Genomic DNA, 16,258 nt, shown 5'->3' on the forward strand with positions numbered 1-16,258 from the left:
CGCCCTCGTCAGGCGCGCTTTATCCACCCTAAAGCTGGCGACCGCCGATCCCGCCAATATGGGCATCATCGGCGGTTAGATGCTTCTACAGCGCGAAAAGAACGCCTAGATCAGGATTTCTTCGAAGGCAGGAAAGTCGCGAGCATTTCCTTCGCCGATCCCCGGATCACATCAAGCAGTTCCGGCTCGTTGCGCAACGATGAGAGAAAAGCCTTCGCTTGTTGCAGGGTGATATGCGGCGGCAAAGGCGGGACATCGGGGTCGGTGCGTGCTTCCAGAATGACCGGGCGATCGGCACTGAGCGCTTCTTCCCACGCCGCGCCAATCTGGTCAGGATGATCGACCAGAATACCCTTCAGATCGAGCAGCTCGGCATATTTGTGATACGGGAAATCAGGGATCGACTGCGTGGCCGTTGTCTTGCCTTCGCCTAATTGCACGCGCTCTTCCCACGTCACCTGATTCAGATCCTGATTGTTCAGAACCAATACGATGAGCTTCGGATTTTCCCATTGTTTCCAGTATTTGGAGATGGTGATCATCACGTTCAGCCCGTTCATCTGCATCGCTCCGTCGCCCATACAGGCAATGACGGTGCGATCGGGAAAGGCCATCTTGGCGGCAACGGCATAAGGCGTGCCCGCACCTAGCGAGGCAAGCCCGCCGGAGAGCGACGCCTTCATGCCGCGTCGGATCTTCAGATCGCGGGCAAACCAGTTGGCGACCGAACCTGAATCGGCGGTGATGATCGCCTTGTCCGGCAGGCGGGGGGACAGCTCCCAGAACACACGCTGCGGATTGACCGGGTTGGCGTCGGTCATGGCGCGGGCTTCGAGCACCTTCCACCAGGTTGCGACCTCCTTTTCGATTTTCTCGCGCCAGCTACGGTCCTCCTTGTGCTTGAGCAGGGGGAGGAGCGCGCGCAAGGTGGCCGCGCTATCGCCTTGGAGACAGAGCTCCATAGGATAACGCAGCGACAGATTGGCGGTGTTGATGTCGATCTGGACACCCCGCGCTTGACCAGGATCGGGCAGGAACTCGCTATAGGGATAGGCCGACCCGACCATCAGGAAGGTATCGCATTCCTTCATCAGATCCCACGAAGGCTTGGTGCCGAGCAGACCAAGCGATCCTGTGACGTAGGGCAGGTCGTCAGGCACAGCCGCCTTGCCCAGCAGGGCCTTGGCAATGCCCGCACCGAGCAGGTCGGCAATGGCGATCAGCTCATCCGTGGCGTCGAGTGCACCTGCCCCGGCGAGAATGGCGACTTTCCTGCCGGAATTGAGAATATCGGCTGCGGCCTGGAGCCCACGCATTTCCGGCACAGGGCTGATAATGGTCTCGCCGATACCGGTATGGGTATAGCCGTGTGCAACCGGGCCGTCCTTGTAAGGCAGCTCCTGCAGATCGTTCGGCACAATCACGACCGTAGGCGCCCGCTTGTCTCTGGCAATGCGCACGGCGCGATCGATGGCGTGGCGCATCTGCGTAGGCTCGGTCACGGTCACGATATATTCCGACCCGACGTCCTTGCAGAGCGATTGCAGATCGACTTCCTGCTGATAGTTCGAGCCGAGGCAACTGCGCGCCTGCTGACCCATGATGGCAACCACACCCATATGGTCAAGCTTGGCGTCGTAGAGCCCGTTCAGCAGATGAATGGCGCCAGGGCCGGAGGTGGCAAAGCAAAGCCCGACCTGCCCGGTGAATTTCGCATGAGCCGATGCCATGAAGGCTGCCATCTCTTCATGACGCACCTGCACATACTCCATGCGCCCGTTATCTACCTCGCGCTGGAGTGCCACATCGATGCCGCCAGCCCCGTCGCCGGGGTAACCATAGGCCCGTTTCAGTCCCCATTCCTGCAGGCGTTTCCACATGAATTCACTGACATTCATGGACATGGCATCGATGCTCCGGCGATTGACTGTGTGCCGCAGCAACGTTGCGTCAGGCAGGTCTGTTCATTCTGTGTCGAGGTAAAATTATTTTATGTTCATCAATCGGAATGATTATTTCGCGATTTGGCGAGGCTTTTCAGTGGCCGATACACTGGTTTCCATAATCGGATCCGTTTCACATTAACGTGAATATCGAGTGCGCAGGAGAAAGCCTGTCTGGTTCGTTCTGTCACCGTCGGCTTCTGGCCTGCATTTTCACCCCTCGGAGTTTTTCGATGTCCATGACGGCCAAGCGGCGTTTGCACGATATTTACCAGCTGAACGATTTCGAAAAAGCCGTGAAGCGCTATCTGCCCAAGGCAGTATATGAATACGTGCGCAATGGCGCCGGGGCCGAACTGAGCTTGCGGCGCAACAGGGCAATCTTTCAGCGCTATCTCTGGCGTCCGTATCGACTGCGTAACGTATCGTCCGTGAACACGAAAATCACCCTGTTCGGCGAGGAATATGCCCAGCCTTTCGGTCTGGCTCCAACCGGGGGCGCGGCCATGACGCGCTATGATGCCGATCGCATCGAGCAGCCGCGGCGCGACGGCATAATCTGTTTTATGCGCTTTCGGCCAATTCTCTCACGCCGCTTGAAGAGATCATTCGCATCAACCCGCGCACCTGGTTTGCCGCCTATCTGCCGAGCGACCTCGCGGTTATCGATGGCATGATCGACCGGGTGCAGAAAGCAGGTTACCCCGTCCTGCTGATCACCTGCGATGTGCCGGTGCCAGCCCAGCGTATCGCCGAAACGCGTGCGGGCTACTCAATGCCCATACGTCCGAACCTGCGTGCGACGATCGGCGGTATCCTCAACCCTGGCTGGACATTCGGCACGCTCGGGCGAACCATCCTGCGCGATCGCAACCCAAAAATCGTGAATATCAGGCCGCAGGGCGGGCCGGGTCTTTTCTCGAACGAGATCGCAGCGGTCGGCGGCTCGCCCAACTTCACCTGGGATCATATCCGCCACATTCGCAAGCGCTGGAAAGGCAAGCTGATCCTCAAGGGTGTTCTGCGTCCGGAAGACGCAAAAGAGGCGGCGAAGATCGGTGCTGATGGTATCGTTATTTCCGACCATGGCGCACGTCTGCTCGACTCAACCGTGTCTCCTCTTGAAGTGCTGCCCGAGATCAGGAAAGCTGCGAAGGACATGAGTGTCGTGATCGATAGCGGTTTCCGCTGTGGCGGGGATGTGCTCAAGGCCATGGCGCTCGGAGCCGATGCCGTCATGCTCGGGCGGCCTTTTCTCCAGGCCTGTGCGCTGGCCGGCGGGGCAGGGCTCGACAAGGCCGTTTCCATCCTCAGCACTGAGGTAAATCGCGATCTGGCTCTGCTCGGTGTGAACGATCTGGCATCGCTCGACGCCTCTCTGCTCAAGGACCTGGGAATGATGCCTTTCGTTGAGCATGCACCCGAAAATAGCTGACAAGACTTAATCTGACCGAAGAGAGGAAATTTTGTCTCTCTCCTCTCGGAGGCCGGGAGTACATGTGTCATGATCCTGAGAAATATGCCCATCTGTAGAAGAAATATGCCCATCTGTAGAGGAAAGTCAGGCTGATGAATGCGACCGAACGAGGAATACGCGAGCAGTTTTCGTTCTGGAGGGCACTGACAAGTCCGCAATCCAGCCCGCAAAAAGGCCAGATGCACGCCATAATCGGGTGTGGCACTTCCGTTCATATCGCAGACAGCATTGCCTGCGCCCTGAACGAGGCGGGCTTTCTAGCTCGTGCCGTGCCCGGCAATGAATGGACGCGTCGTGCCTCGTCCTATGTGCCTGCGGGCATGAAGATCCAGCTTGTCGCACTCTCGCGCAGCGGGGAGTCGACCGAGACGGTCGCCGCCGCCGCCGCAGGCTTGAGGCCGGTCACGAGGTTCTGGGTGTTACCTGCGCGGCGGGAAGCGCGCTGACGCAGGTATCTTCCGAAGTCTTCGAGGCGGAAACCCATCCCGAGGAAGGCATCGTGATGACGGCATCGGCGAGTCTGATGCTCATGGCCGGGCTGCGTTACGCCGGGCTATCCATAGGTCCGACCAGCATCGCTGCCGCAGAGTCTTTGCTCGAAGAAGCAGACATGCATCTTGTGGCCCTCCTGCGCGGACGCTCGCATTTCGTCTTTCTGGGGGGCGGCACGCTTTACGGCGTAGCCGCGAAGGGGCGCTGAAGATGCAGGAAATGAGCCTGAGTCAGAGTGAGGCGCATCATCCGCTCGAATACCGCCACGGCCCGATCAGTCTGATCGATGAGCGCTCCTTCGTCGTCATGCTCTACCATCCTGACACGCGTGAGGAAGAAGCGCTCGTCGCGCGGGACGTTATGGAGAAGGGGGCCGTCGTGCTCGGGCTTGGCGGTCCCGGCACAGTCTCCCTGCCTGTCGAGGGCGATCATGGGGCAGAGCCTCTGGTCTGTCTGCCCGTGCTTCAACTGCTTGGCGAATATGTTGCCCGTGCCCATGGTCTCGATACGCTGGCTCCGCGTCATCTGACCAAAGTCGTGACGCTCAAGGGCTGATCGGCAACTCTCGAAGCGGCGACGGGTTGGAGGGGATCGAAATAATATCCTTCCCCTTCACGGAGCCGAGTGATGCGCGCGCCTGTTGCTTATGATGACTCGCTTGAAAAGCTGCGTTCTGACGAAGAGGCCGTGAAGGCCGGGCTCAGAAAGAGCTTCCGCAAGATCGTCACTGCAACCCATCGCGATCTCGGTCATGCTTCCAGAGGCGTTCACGCAAAAAGTCACGCCCTGCTCGACGGCACGCTGCATGTCAGGTCCGGCCTGCCTCCCGAACTCGCTCAGGGGCTTTTTGCCAAGCCGGGTTCCTACCGCATAACGGCGCGTCTTTCTGCCATACCGGGCGATCCGCTGCGCGATGCTGTATCGGGGCCGCGCGGCTTCGCCCTCAAGATTCATGACGTGCCCGGTGAACTGCTTGAGGATGCGCAGGGTGTCGCAGTGCAGGATTTCCTGTTTGCGAATGGCACGGCCTTTGGCGCGCCTCACGCAGGCGTATTTCTGACAATGCTGCGTCTGCTCGCCCTGACAACCGACAAGGCAGAAGGGGCCAAGGCGCTGCTCTCGCGTAGCCTTCGTCTGATACAACGTGGTTTGGCACGTTTTGCCCGACGCAGCGCGGCGCTGGATGCGCTAGGCGGCTTTGCGCCGACCCACCCATTGGGCGACCGTTTTCATTCCCAGGTGCCCTCGCGCTATGGCGATTATGTTGCGAAATTCGATCTTGTTCCGGAATCGGAAAGTTTCCGGCGTCTGACAGGCCGCCATATCGATATAGATCATGACCCGATTGCCGTTCGGCGCGCTGTAGGACGCGTTCTGGCTCAGGAAGGTGGAAGCATAAGCCTGCGTGTTCAGCTGTGTCGCGATCTTGCCACTCAGCCCGTCGAGAATGCCCAGATCGCCTGGAGTGAAGAGATGAGCCTTTCCAGTGTGTGGCCAGTCTCGATTTCCCGCCGCAGATTGGCTGGAGCGAGGAGAAGTCACGCCAGATCGACGATAGCCTGTCTTTCTCTCCCTGGCATGGACTGGTGGCGCATCGCCCCTTGGGTAACATCATGCGCGCTCGTCGTATGGCTTATCCATTTTCCGCCCAGTTACGGGGTCGGTTGAATGGTTGTCCGATGCGGCTCCTTCCTGAGAGGAGCTCCTCGTAAAAACCGATGGGGTTGAGAGAATATGAGGCGAAAGGTCGTCATGCAGTCAGGGAGAAAACGATAGGGCAGTGAAGAAATTGGAAAGTAACCAATTTACCATGACAAAACATTTCTTTCGTATGATTACGAAAACCGATCATTGTCATCAAACTGTCATATGATTGACTTGTCTTGTCGTTTATAGCAGCGCGCAGTTAGTCCAGATCAGAGTTTAGTCGAGCCCATGCGCGTGCGCCATTTCACGACCATGCTGCTGCTTTGCGGCGCTACCATCCCCGCTTCGGCTCTGGCTGCCAGCCAGTCAGACGATATTGCTGCCTTGCGCCGTGAAATGCTTGAGATGCGTGCTCAGATGCAGGGCCAGATCACCGATCTGCGACATGAACTGGCCAAGGAGCGTGCGCTGCGTCATAAAACCGAGCTGGCACAGGCGCAGCCGCAGTCGCCACGTGGCGGCGCAGGAGTCGGAGCACGTACAAATCACGCGTCTCGCCATGCTGTCCCTGCTCCGTCGCCTGTGGAGCCGGTCCAGCCTGTGACTGCTCTGGAAAGCACCCGACCGAAGCTGGAAACAAAGCCCGTGCCTGGTGCAACGCCACCTCGCCAGCAAGATGGTGTCTCGACTTCGGGACAGGTCGAGTTGGCGTCAGTATCGGGGAAGGGCGCTGGCAAACCGTCTGACCGCAAGTGGCCTATGACACTCATCTCATCCCACCGCCCGATCATGGTCTGAACATGTCTCTCGCCGATTTCCGCCGCGCCACGCGCACGGCAGAGACGGTCGATATCGGTGGCATACGCATCGGGTTTCCGGCAGGGCGCCCGACCATTGCGTCGAGCGACGGGCTCTACGCTTTCTCGGTCGGTCTTGTGATGCATCTCGATATTGGCGGTTTTCCGTCTTCGGGCGGATCGGCGCAGGGGCAGACGGGGCGTTTCCCGAAAATGAACGAAAATGCCCGTCGTCTGCGTCTGCCGCTGACATGGCGCTACGGCAATCTTCTGGCCAATCTGACACCCGAATGGGGGCGCACGGTCGATGGCACGGCCGGTCTCTACGAAGCCAATATGGTTTATAGCGGCATTCACAACTCACAGTTTACGGTGGGTTACTATCAGCCGCGCGTTACCATGCAGGATTCTGAATCGTCTAACGGCTTTATTCTGATGGAGCGCGCCTCGATTTCGGAAGTCGTGCGTCTGATCGCTGCGGGTGATACCAGACTGAGCATCGGCGGGCGCACCCATCAGAATCGCTGGTATCTTGGGGCCTATCTTACCGGGCAGACCTATGGCGACCGTACCAGTGACCCTACGGTCTCTGACAGCCAGATGGGCGGTTTGCTACGCGTAGCCGGGCGCCCGGTAGCGACGAAAAATGTCGATCTGCATCTCGGCATGTCGTCTACCATGTCGTTCAAGCGGAACCAGACATCCCAGGGACGCGTGTTGTCTCTGAGTGACCGGCCTGAGACGCGTCTGACCAATGAGCGGCTCGTATCGAGCGGCACGATCACCAATATCGGCAAGGTATGGGCTGTGGGGCCTGAGATTGCCCTGCGTTATGACCGCGCCCTGCTTCAGGCTGAGTATTATCATATCGGTGTCGAGCGCGACGCCGATGCGCGTCAAAAAGGCCCGGCGCCCAGTCTCGGCTTCGACGGCTATTATGTGGCGGGCAGCTATACGCTGTTCGGGCAGCCGCGTCGTTACAGCCCCAAGGATGCCGCGTTTTCTGCACCGGCTCCTAAAGAGGATGTCGATTTCTGGAACAACCAGTGGGGCGCACTCGAACTGGTCGGGCGCTGGAGTGTGATGGATTTCAACAGCAACATCCTCAAGGATGTACCGGCCGCCGTGACAGGCGGGGTGCGTGGCGGCGTGCAGACCGTGTGGTCCGGTGGGTTGAACTGGTATCTGAACCGCCATTATCGCATTCAGCTGCAATACAGCCATATCAACGCTACGCGGTCACAGACGGCAGGAAGCGTCAACACCAAGGGGCGTTCGATCAATGCGATCGGCAGCCGTATTCAGGCTGCTTTCTGACGTCGGGCGTCGCGGGGGTATCTCCGCAACGGGTTTTCAGCGTGAGACGAGGCTGGCGGCGATCTTGTCGGCCAGTTGTTCGAAAAGCTTTTGCAACAACGCGGCCTTGGCGGCGTCATCGGCAACACTGCCCTGAACGGTGACAGAGGCGCGACCCAGAAGCGGCGGACTGGCCTCGTTGAGCGGCAACTCGGTCCAGGAAGCGATCAGAGTAGCCCGACCCTGCTGGAGCATATCCATACGTTCGATGGTAATGCCGAGACGTGACTCAGGCGTGTCGATCGGTGGATAGGCGGTGATCATGCGCTGGGGCCAATCCTGAGACAGGCGGGCCACGATGAGATCGGTCGCCGATTGCGACAGGCGGCTGGCCCAGCGCCCATTGCTGCTTCGGATCAGACGGCTGCCGTCGCGCACCAGAATATCCTGCGTATCGAGATAATCGGGCAGCGATACGCGTGGCACGTAAGTGACCGGCGCATTTTTCTGCGCAAGCGTGACGTCGCTGGCGGTCGGGGCAATCGTATAAAACTGGACGGGCGCTGAAGCGCAGCCCGAGAGCAGCCCCAGAGCGAGTGCGGAGAAAAGGGGGCGCAGGCTCATTGGCGGCGTCCTGTCAGCAGAAGTTGCGGGTTGCGTTCGACATCGTTGGCAAAGCCGCGCAGCGCGGCGGCGGCAGCAGCGATATCGCGGAGGCTCGAATCCAGATTGGCGCGGTCGATCGAGCGCGGTGAGGTGATACCCTGGAGATTGGCCATGGTCTTGTTGGCCGTGGCCATCGTGTCACGGCTCGTCTGAAGGAGTGCGTGCAGTTCCTGACCGCGGGCCGAAAGCTGGTCGCTGCCTGTCGTCGTGAGACGGTCGACACTCTGTAACGTGCGCAGCAATTGTGGCTGCAAGGTCGTCAACATTTCATGGGCGGCATCGACCGTGGCGCGGCTATGATCCGATGTCTCTTGCAAGCTGTCTGCCAGTGCGGGAAGACGCTGGTCGAGTGTCTCGGCAAGGTGATGGATCACCGCAAGGGTCGAAGCGGCATCGTCGCTGATCTGACGCAGAGGCAGATGCGTCAGCGTGTTGGTTATGGCCTGGATAGAGGATTGCCGTGTCGGAATCTCGACTTCGCTTGTCAGTTCCGGGTGCAGGACAGCGGGCGTGCCGGGCGACACGTCGAGATCGATCTGCGAGGTGCCGGTCACAAAGCTCTTCAGATTGATCTCACCACGCAAGCCGTGTGCGACCAGTTCGCCCAACCCGGGCACATGGCCATGTTTTTCTCCGGCAACGAGAATATCGTTCTGGCGGATCGTGACATAGACTGGGATGAACGCTTCACGCGTTTTCGGGTCGTATTCGATGGCGATGCGATCGACCGCGCCGACCTGAACGCCCCGGAAGTTGACTGGTGCTCCAACGGTCAGGCCGTTCGTCGACCCGCGGAAAATCAGGACAGCCCGCTCCGTATGGGTGAAGGGATGAAAATTACCGAAGAAGACGAAGGCACTGACCATAAGGGCCATCCCTCCGAGAACGAACGCACCGACGAGCGCCTGTCTGTTCATGATGCGTTTCCTTCTTCGTTTCGTTGTCTGTTCATGAAGGCATGAACCTGAGGGTCGGTGCAGCGATCGCGCAGCTCGCGCGGAGAGCCGAAGGCGATGGGACGCTTGGTAATGGCATCGAGAAAAATCCCGTCATCTGCGATGCTGAACAGGCTAGGGAGTTCATGGCTCACGATCACGATGGTCGCGCCGAGCCCGTCACGCAGATTGAGGATCAGATCGTCCAGGCGTGCCGAGGTGATGGGGTCGAGCCCTGCCGAAGGTTCGTCGAAAAACAGAATATCGGGGTCAAGTGCGAGCGCGCGGGCCAGCCCCGCACGCTTGCGCATGCCACCGCTGATCTCGGCGGGGGCGAGGTCGATTGCGTCGAGCAGTCCGACCAGAGCGAGCTTGAGCTCGACCAGACGCCTGATGGCACGCGGGCCGAGACTGGTGAACATCTGCAGCGGCAGGGCGACATTTTCGCCAACCGTCATGGAGCTCCAGAGCGCACCGCTCTGGAACAATACGCCAAAGCGGTGATTGATTTCGGTGCGCTGTGCATCGGTGCCCGCCCAGTAATTCTCGGTGCCGACGTGAAAACTACCCGTCGTGGGGCGCAGCAGGCCGATCATGCTTTTGAGAAGGGTCGATTTACCGCAACCCGATCCACCCATGACAGCAAAGATACTGCCACGTTTGACCGAGAGAGAGATGTCGGACTGGATCACTTTCGGGCCGAAAGCCAGGGTGACATCCTGCATGGTCATGATGGGTTCCTGCACCATGGCTCAGATCCCCACACTATTGGCAATGATGGCAAATATGGCATCAAGGGCGATGACGCCGACGATCCCGATCACGACGGCATGGGTTGCAGCAATACCGACATCGGCGGCAGAGCGCCCGGCCTTGAGGCCGATGCGGCAACTCGTCAGCCCGATGAAGGCGCCGAAAACGATGCTCTTGATAAAACCGAACACGAACTGGCCGATACCGAAGGCGATGATCGTCTGGTGAAAATAGCCAAGCTCGTGATGTCCAGCATCGAGATGGCCACGATATAGCCGCCGAGCATGCCGATCAGACACCCATAGAGATAGAGAAACGGCATGGTGAACACGAGCGACAGAACGGCTGGCAGAATGAGGTAGGACGAGACCGATATGCCGAAAACCTTCAGCGCGTCGATTTCTTCATTGCCCTGCATGGTCGAGATGCGCGCCGCATAGGCGCCACCTGTCCGGCCTGCCATGATGATGGCGGTCATCACAGCGGCCATTTCACGTACGGTCGCAATACCGACAAGACTTGCCACATAGATGCCCGCGGCGAATTTCTGCAATTGCACGGCGCCGACGAAGGCCAGAATCGCCCCGACCAGAAAATTGACAACCCCGACGATTACGAGCGCAGACGGCCCGGCATTGAAAAGATCACTTACCAGATCGCTGCGCCTCAGACCGGCCTTGCCGAAAAGCGATCGGTAGGCGGCAAGACCTGTGCGCCCGGCGAGCGCCGAAACGGTGCCGATTTCCGCCAGTATGGCGATGGATTTGACGCCGACAGCTTCGAGGAATGGAAGCCGTCTGGCGCGCGCAGGCAGAACTGGTGGCGCATTGTCTGGCAACAGATCGAGCAATTGCTGCATCGGATGCGGTAGGGAAGCGATGTCGAAAACCTTGCCCGCCTTGTCGCAGCTGCGTCTCACATCCCAGAGAAAAGCGATAAGTCCGGTATCCCATGCGGAGACGTCGCGCGTATCGCAGGTCAGAACGGCGAGGCTGTCGTCGATATCGCCCGAAAATTCGGGAAGAGCGGCATTATGGCTCAGCCATGAGCCGGAGAGGACGAGGCAGGAACCGCCCTCTTTCGCATCCACGCGCCATTCAGGCGGAGTGCCAGAGGCCACGGCGCCATGGGTGGCTGAGGTCTCTGTCAGGACCATGAAGAAGTCTTTGCGTGTGATACGATCATGTTGCGGCATTCTGATCACATGCGTCCGGTCTTGCAAGAATGCAGCCTCTCTATCGAGACCATCCGGGTAAGCTGTGACCACGTGTGCTCAAGATGTGATCGGTTTTAACCCCGCGTGCAGGCAGTTTCCTCAGGCTACTGACTTGTCAATCGAGCGTTAGTCAGCCGGGTCGATCTAGTTCTCTGTCGCCCTCAGTGTGTTTCCAGATAGAACTCGACCGGTACTGTCAGGGTCAGCGTTGTTCCCTCGATCGTTTCGGGCGGCTCTGGCAGGGGTTCGGCGCGACGCACCAGAGCGAGTGTCTCTTCATCGAGAAGCGCATAGCCGGTGGGACGCACAAGAGATGCGGCCAGAACATGGCCCTTGCGGTCCATGGTGAAGCGCAGCATCGGCGTGCCTTCCTGATGTTCGGATTGTGCCTGAGCCGGATAGCGCTTGAACCGCTCCAGGCGGGCGAGGAGCCTGCCCTGCCAGCTTTCCTTTGCCTGGGATGCCTCACGTGAGGACGGTGCGCCCTTGGCATTCGTTGCCGACACTGTCGAGGGCGGGGCATCCGAAGGCGGTGGCGCCGTATCGGCGGTCGACTGGGTCGGCACTGGCGGCGGCAGATGTTTCGGCAAAGGAGGAGACGGCGCGACCTTGCGATGCACGGGCGCTACCTTGATCTTTTGCGGTACAGGCACGGGCGGCAATGGTGCCGGAGAAGGCGGTGCCATTACCTCGGGTGGTTTCTCCGGCGCAGGGGGCTCGGGAGTCGCGACCTGTGGCGGGCCAGGCGGGCGTTCCTGCGGCGGGGCAGGCACGCTGGCGGGTTCGGGCGCCAGATCGATCGCAATGGCCGCTGGCGGCGGTGAGAAAGGCGGCGGAGAACTGGCCGGCACCATCGCCACCAGACCGAGCGCGAGCCCTGCGACAAGAGCGATGGACGCAGCCGAATAGCCACCGCACCACCGCCGAAGGACGGCCTCGCGTTGCAGGTGCATCTGATAAGCCTGCCGGAATGGCAGAATCCCGACTTCTCCTGCTTCGGTCAGCTTCGGAGAGGGCAGGGGGCTTGCAGGCAGGGAGGGGCGCAGGTCGCGAGCCGTCACGGTTCGTCGCCCTCCTCCTGGCCTTGCAAATTGACCAGCGCGACCTTGAGGAAACCGGATTTGCGCAGAAGATCCATGGCCTTCATGAGCGTCTCGTAATCAACGGTCTTGTCGGCGCGCAGAAAGATCCGCTCATCCTTGTGGCCGTTGGTCAGAGTCATGAGTTTGGGGGTCAGGGCATCACTGCTGATATCGTCTTCACCCAGAGCGAGGGTGTGGTCGGCCTTGACGGTCAGGAAGATGGGGTTGGCCGGGCGCGGTGCCGGCTTCTGCGTCGAAGAGGGAAGATCGACCGGTACATTTACGGTACTGAGCGGCGCGGTCACCATGAAAATGACCAGAAGCACAAGCATGACGTCGATCAGTGGCGTGACGTTCAGTTCATGGGCGTCGAGCGCGGTGTCATCCGCATGGCGCATGCGCAGGGCCATTGTCAGCGCCCGGCCTGCTCGACGCGGGGCGAGGTAAAGCGCAGCACTTGTGCGCCATGGCTCTGCACATGCAGCCGGCTCAGATCGCGAGATACGAGGCGCAGAATGAGTGCGGTCAGATCGCCTACCTGAGCCTTGCAGCCGAGGCACTGGCGAGAAAGATAGTTATAGATGACAACAGCCGGAATGGCGGCCACGAGCCCGAGTGCCGTGGCGAGCAGGGCCTCAGCGATACCCGGTGCCACGACCGCAAGGCTCGTGGCCTTGGTGGCTGCAATGCCCGTAAACGAGGTCATGATGCCCCAGACCGTGCCAAACAGACCGATGAACGGCGCGGTGGCTCCGATCGTGGCCAGAATGCCCGTGCCGCGCATGAGGCGTCGGCCCTCGGCAGATTCGAGGCGTTCGAGATGCAGCATGATGCGCTCTTTCAGCTTCACGGTCTTCAAGCACATCGGCAGAGCGCGTCCATTCATTCGAGGCTGCGCTCAGCAGCGCCTTGACGATGCCGATATCGGGGCAAAGCGTATGAGCAGCTTCGAGAGAGGCCGCTTCTTCTACCCTGATTTCGGTTCTCGCCAGCGCCGCCCTGACGCGGATCATCTCGACGACCTTCGCCGCAAAAACGGCCCAGCTGATCACGCAGGCAACGATCAGCAGCATCATCACGCAGCGCACGACAAGACCGGCACCAAGAAACATCTCCCAAGGCGTGAAGGGCAGTGAGGCGAGATCGCCAACGGGCGTAGCCCATGGGGCTCTCCTATTTTTCTGGTGCGGCAACCCGGGAGCGGGTGCGTCCTGTTCATGTTACGGGGTGTAACCGTGCGGTCCTGATGTGTTAATCAGATTCATTCTCAATTACAAGAACTCGATTCTAAAGGAGAGCGCTCATGCTGGTTCATATTCCCAATGTCCTGACCGCAGACGAACTGCGCTATTGCCGTGAGACGCTCGAACGCGCGGCGTGGCTCGACGGCAAGGTGACGGCGGGGCAGCAATCGGCCAAGGCGAAGAACAATTTGCAGGTGCCGCAGGATTCGTCAGAATCCCGTGAGCTGGGCGAGATCGTTCTGCGCGCGCTTGGGCGTAACCCGACATTCAACAGCGCGGCCCTGCCTCTGCGGGTCTTTCCACCGCTTTTCAATCGTTATGATATCGGTATGAAATTCGGCGCGCATGTCGATAATGCGATCCGCCCTATTCCCGAGAGCGGTTTTCGCATTCGCACCGATGTCTCTTCGACGCTCTTCATTACCGGCCCAGATGAGTATGACGGTGGCGAGCTGGTCATTCAGGATACGTATGGCGAGCAGCGCGTGAAGCTGCCCGCGGGCGATATGGTCGTCTATCCGTCGACCAGCCTGCATAGTGTGAGCGAGGTGACACGGGGTAGTCGCTGGGCCTCGTTCTTCTGGAGCCAGTCCATGGTGCGTGACGACACGAAGCGTGCGCTGCTTTACGATTTCGATCGCTCGATCATCGAAACACGCAAGACCTTGCCCGACGATCATCCCGGCGTTCTGGGGCTGACCTCCACCTATCACAACCTCCTGCGTCAATGGGCCGAGTTGTAAGGCTGAAGATAATCCCATTCCGTGCTGGCCTCGCGGCAGGGCTTGGCTCTATGGCTTGGCTCTGACCTGTTGATTTCAGAGTGCCTGTCATGTCTGTTTCCTTTTCCGGCATCCGGCTTCGGCACGGTTTTCTGGCCCTGCCGTTTTGCGCGGTGCTCCTGCCGATGCCGTTTCTCTACCGCGCCTCCTTCCGTGTTCTGGGAGTGCCGCTTGCGCTGGTCTGGCTTTTTGCCTGCCTGCCCTTGACGACACTCTGTCTCGCTCTGGCCTCGTACCTTGCAGAACCTGAGACCGATCAATGATGTTCGGGGCCTTTCTGATCGTACTGACCTGGCGCTCGGTCTGTCGTTCGTCTCTGGGCGTGGAGCGTCCGGTCAGGATCCAAAAGTCTTTTTTTGCGGCGCGCGGGCAGTTCGGGGCGTTGCTGTTCTTCCTGCTTTCGGTCGGCGAGACCTATTCCATCGGCTCCGTTCTCGGATTTCCGGGAGGGATCGCTGCCAGCGGGTCCATCGACGTCGCGCTGTGGTTTGTCGGCTATATCCTGCTCGCTTTCCCGATTGGAATGATTCTCTATCCACGGCTCTGGCGGGTCGGGCAGCGCCTTGGTGCGATCACATTGCCCGATCTTCTGGGCGGGTATTTCGACAGTCGCCTGGTGGCCTGCGTGAGCGGATGCGTTCTGGTCGTACTCATGCTGCCGCTTGGCACGACGCAGTTTATCGGGCTAGGGGTCGTCTTTTCGGCGCTCGCCCTGCCTGTTCCGCCGGTTATCCTGTCTTCTCTGGCCGCGCTACTGGCTTTTCTGTTCGTCGCAAGCGCAGGGCTGCGCGGTGCGGCGTTGACAGCGGCCTTGAAAGATTTTCTGATCCTGATCGCCATCCTGACTGTTGCGCTGGCCGCACTCGTGTTCTGGTCACGAGGAGCCCCGCAGCCTCTTGCGACGGTATTGCATGGGGCGGGGCCGCACCCAGTATCTTCCTGCATGATGATCGTCAGCACGATCCTTGTTCAGTCGCTGGGGTTTTGCATCGCGCCGCAGACCGCGGCTGCTGTCTTTTCGGCGCGTGGACCTGAGACGATAAGGCGGGCGCAGATATGGATGCCGCTTTACATGGTGCTGTTCCCATTACTCGCTGTCGTGGCCTTCTATGGGCTGACCCACCCGACCATCATGAGCCATCGTGACGGGATCTTTCTTTCCGCTGCTTCTGTCCTGCTACCCTCGTGGCTGTACGGGATTGTGGCCGGCGGCGTTGCGCTGACCGCGCTTGTGTGGCTGGGGGCCGTCTGCCTGAGCCTTGCGGCGATCGTGACCCGATCGATCGTCCCTCATGTTCCGCCTGATGCCCAAAAGCGTCTGGGGCTTCTCGTGATTGCCGTCTATCTCGGTCTCTCTGTCATAACAGCATCATTCCAGACGACCCTGATCGTGACGTTGAACCGTCTTTTCTATGTTGGACTCGTACAGCTTCTGCCTGCGGTCCTGCTTTGCGTTTCGGAACGCCGGGTCAAGGCGCCCCGCCTGGTGACAGCTCTTGTTGCGGGGCTGATGACAGGAGCAGGATTGTTTTTCTCCGGTGTTCCCATGGGGGGGGCAGTCCCGCAATACCTGGGCTTGCCATAAATTTTCTTGTCCTGTTTCAGTCGGGCAGGCCGGAGAAGAACATAGATCCTGTTTCCAAGCGCGTCTGATGTGACAGCTGGTGATTGACGTTTCTATCTCCTCATATCCCCTTCTGATTACCGGATGAAACTGCTTCTTCAGCTGTTGATGGGCATGGAAAAGAGGAATGTCCCATTGGACGACACAAAATATCACATTTGTTCAGTTTGTGTCTGAAGGGGCATAATCGGATCGCACTCTCGAAATCCAACCTTTTCGAGCATAGCGATCTGATAACAAAGGAATATTATCGGAATAATCGGGTGGAATCCATCACGTGGCGAAAATGGACCAGAAAAATCCC

The 16,258-nt window shown here is 59.4% G+C and carries 17 protein-coding genes and 2 pseudogenes; 11 read left to right on the forward strand and 8 right to left on the reverse strand.

Annotated elements, in window-relative coordinates; genetic code table 11:
- Positions 1 to 110 precede the first annotated feature (110 nt).
- The gene (locus tag JCM25414_RS01375; protein WP_025840484.1) at positions 111 to 1,898 is read right to left on the reverse strand and encodes a thiamine pyrophosphate-requiring protein; all 1,788 of its coding nucleotides are present in this window, start codon (positions 1,896 to 1,898) and stop codon (positions 111 to 113) included.
- A 278-nt stretch (positions 1,899 to 2,176) separates the two neighbouring features.
- Between JCM25414_RS01375 and JCM25414_RS25665 the strand changes: the two genes are divergently transcribed.
- From JCM25414_RS25665 to JCM25414_RS15865, 8 genes are all read left to right on the forward strand, one after another.
- The gene (locus JCM25414_RS25665) at positions 2,177 to 2,620 is read left to right on the forward strand and encodes an alpha-hydroxy-acid oxidizing protein (protein ID WP_148300889.1); all 444 of its coding nucleotides are present in this window, start codon (positions 2,177 to 2,179) and stop codon (positions 2,618 to 2,620) included.
- Positions 2,503 to 3,378 (forward strand): alpha-hydroxy acid oxidase, encoded by an 876-nt coding sequence (locus tag JCM25414_RS15845; RefSeq protein WP_081775735.1) that lies wholly within the window; start codon positions 2,503 to 2,505, stop codon positions 3,376 to 3,378. The genes JCM25414_RS25665 and JCM25414_RS15845 overlap by 118 nt, the downstream gene beginning before the upstream one ends.
- Positions 3,379 to 3,512: 134 nt before the next feature.
- Positions 3,513 to 3,866 carry a hypothetical protein gene (locus JCM25414_RS24090; protein WP_242403226.1) on the forward strand — a complete coding sequence of 118 codons (354 nt, stop codon included), beginning with the start codon at positions 3,513 to 3,515 and terminating at the stop codon, positions 3,864 to 3,866.
- Between the two features lie 53 nt (positions 3,867 to 3,919).
- On the forward strand, positions 3,920 to 4,120 hold the full coding sequence (locus tag JCM25414_RS24095) for a hypothetical protein (protein WP_242403227.1): 201 nt from the start codon (positions 3,920 to 3,922) through the stop codon (positions 4,118 to 4,120).
- Positions 4,121 to 4,131: 11 nt separating this feature from the next.
- Positions 4,132 to 4,467 (forward strand): SIS domain-containing protein, encoded by a 336-nt coding sequence (locus tag JCM25414_RS24100; protein WP_242403228.1) that lies wholly within the window; start codon positions 4,132 to 4,134, stop codon positions 4,465 to 4,467.
- A 72-nt stretch (positions 4,468 to 4,539) separates the two neighbouring features.
- Entirely contained in the window at positions 4,540 to 5,580 is a 1,041-nt protein-coding gene (locus tag JCM25414_RS15855; RefSeq protein ID WP_051535603.1) for a catalase family protein, read from the forward strand.
- Between the two features lie 267 nt (positions 5,581 to 5,847).
- Positions 5,848 to 6,357, forward strand: a complete 510-nt coding sequence (locus JCM25414_RS21140) for a hypothetical protein (protein WP_051535604.1) — start codon at positions 5,848 to 5,850, stop codon at positions 6,355 to 6,357.
- Positions 6,312 to 7,673, forward strand: a complete 1,362-nt coding sequence (locus tag JCM25414_RS15865) for an OprO/OprP family phosphate-selective porin (RefSeq protein WP_148300890.1) — start codon at positions 6,312 to 6,314, stop codon at positions 7,671 to 7,673. The genes JCM25414_RS21140 and JCM25414_RS15865 overlap by 46 nt, the downstream gene beginning before the upstream one ends.
- 36 nt (positions 7,674 to 7,709) lie before the next feature.
- Here JCM25414_RS15865 and JCM25414_RS01400 read toward each other — a convergent pair whose 3' ends face one another.
- The 7 genes and pseudogenes from JCM25414_RS01400 to exbB all read right to left on the reverse strand — a co-directional run bounded on the left by JCM25414_RS01400 (position 7,710) and on the right by exbB (position 13,416).
- Positions 7,710 to 8,276, reverse strand: a complete 567-nt coding sequence (locus JCM25414_RS01400) for a PqiC family protein (RefSeq protein ID WP_035442381.1) — start codon at positions 8,274 to 8,276, stop codon at positions 7,710 to 7,712.
- A complete protein-coding gene (locus JCM25414_RS01405) occupies positions 8,273 to 9,235 on the reverse strand; it encodes an MlaD family protein (RefSeq protein WP_025840486.1) in 963 nt (320 codons plus the stop codon). Before JCM25414_RS01405 ends, JCM25414_RS01400 begins: the two co-directional genes overlap by 4 nt.
- Positions 9,232 to 10,002 (reverse strand): ABC transporter ATP-binding protein, encoded by a 771-nt coding sequence (locus JCM25414_RS01410; RefSeq protein ID WP_025840487.1) that lies wholly within the window; start codon positions 10,000 to 10,002, stop codon positions 9,232 to 9,234. Before JCM25414_RS01410 ends, JCM25414_RS01405 begins: the two co-directional genes overlap by 4 nt.
- 3 nt (positions 10,003 to 10,005) lie before the next feature.
- A pseudogene (locus JCM25414_RS15870) lies at positions 10,006 to 11,201 on the reverse strand (MlaE family ABC transporter permease).
- A gap of 182 nt (positions 11,202 to 11,383) precedes the next feature.
- Positions 11,384 to 12,283, reverse strand: a complete 900-nt coding sequence (locus JCM25414_RS01420) for an energy transducer TonB family protein (RefSeq protein WP_025840488.1) — start codon at positions 12,281 to 12,283, stop codon at positions 11,384 to 11,386.
- Positions 12,280 to 12,714, reverse strand: a complete 435-nt coding sequence (gene exbD, locus JCM25414_RS01425; protein WP_025840489.1) for a TonB system transport protein ExbD — start codon at positions 12,712 to 12,714, stop codon at positions 12,280 to 12,282. The genes JCM25414_RS01420 and exbD overlap by 4 nt, the downstream gene beginning before the upstream one ends.
- 2 nt (positions 12,715 to 12,716) lie before the next feature.
- Positions 12,717 to 13,416, reverse strand: a pseudogene (gene exbB / locus JCM25414_RS15875) (tonB-system energizer ExbB).
- 191 nt (positions 13,417 to 13,607) lie between these two features.
- Between exbB and JCM25414_RS01435 the strand changes: the two are divergent.
- The 3 genes from JCM25414_RS01435 to JCM25414_RS01445 all read left to right on the forward strand — a co-directional run bounded on the left by JCM25414_RS01435 (position 13,608) and on the right by JCM25414_RS01445 (position 15,915).
- Complete coding sequence (locus JCM25414_RS01435; RefSeq protein ID WP_025840490.1) at positions 13,608 to 14,291, forward strand: Fe2+-dependent dioxygenase; 684 nt, start codon at positions 13,608 to 13,610, stop codon at positions 14,289 to 14,291.
- Positions 14,292 to 14,380: 89 nt separating this feature from the next.
- A complete protein-coding gene (locus JCM25414_RS01440; RefSeq protein ID WP_025840491.1) occupies positions 14,381 to 14,593 on the forward strand; it encodes a DUF3311 domain-containing protein in 213 nt (70 codons plus the stop codon).
- On the forward strand, positions 14,590 to 15,915 hold the full coding sequence (locus tag JCM25414_RS01445; protein WP_025840492.1) for a sodium:solute symporter family protein: 1,326 nt from the start codon (positions 14,590 to 14,592) through the stop codon (positions 15,913 to 15,915). Before JCM25414_RS01440 ends, JCM25414_RS01445 begins: the two co-directional genes overlap by 4 nt.
- The last annotated feature ends 343 nt before the right edge of the window (positions 15,916 to 16,258 follow it).

This window comes from Asaia platycodi JCM 25414 (assembly GCF_000614545.1).
Classification (GTDB): Bacteria; Pseudomonadota; Alphaproteobacteria; order Acetobacterales; family Acetobacteraceae; genus Asaia; species Asaia platycodi.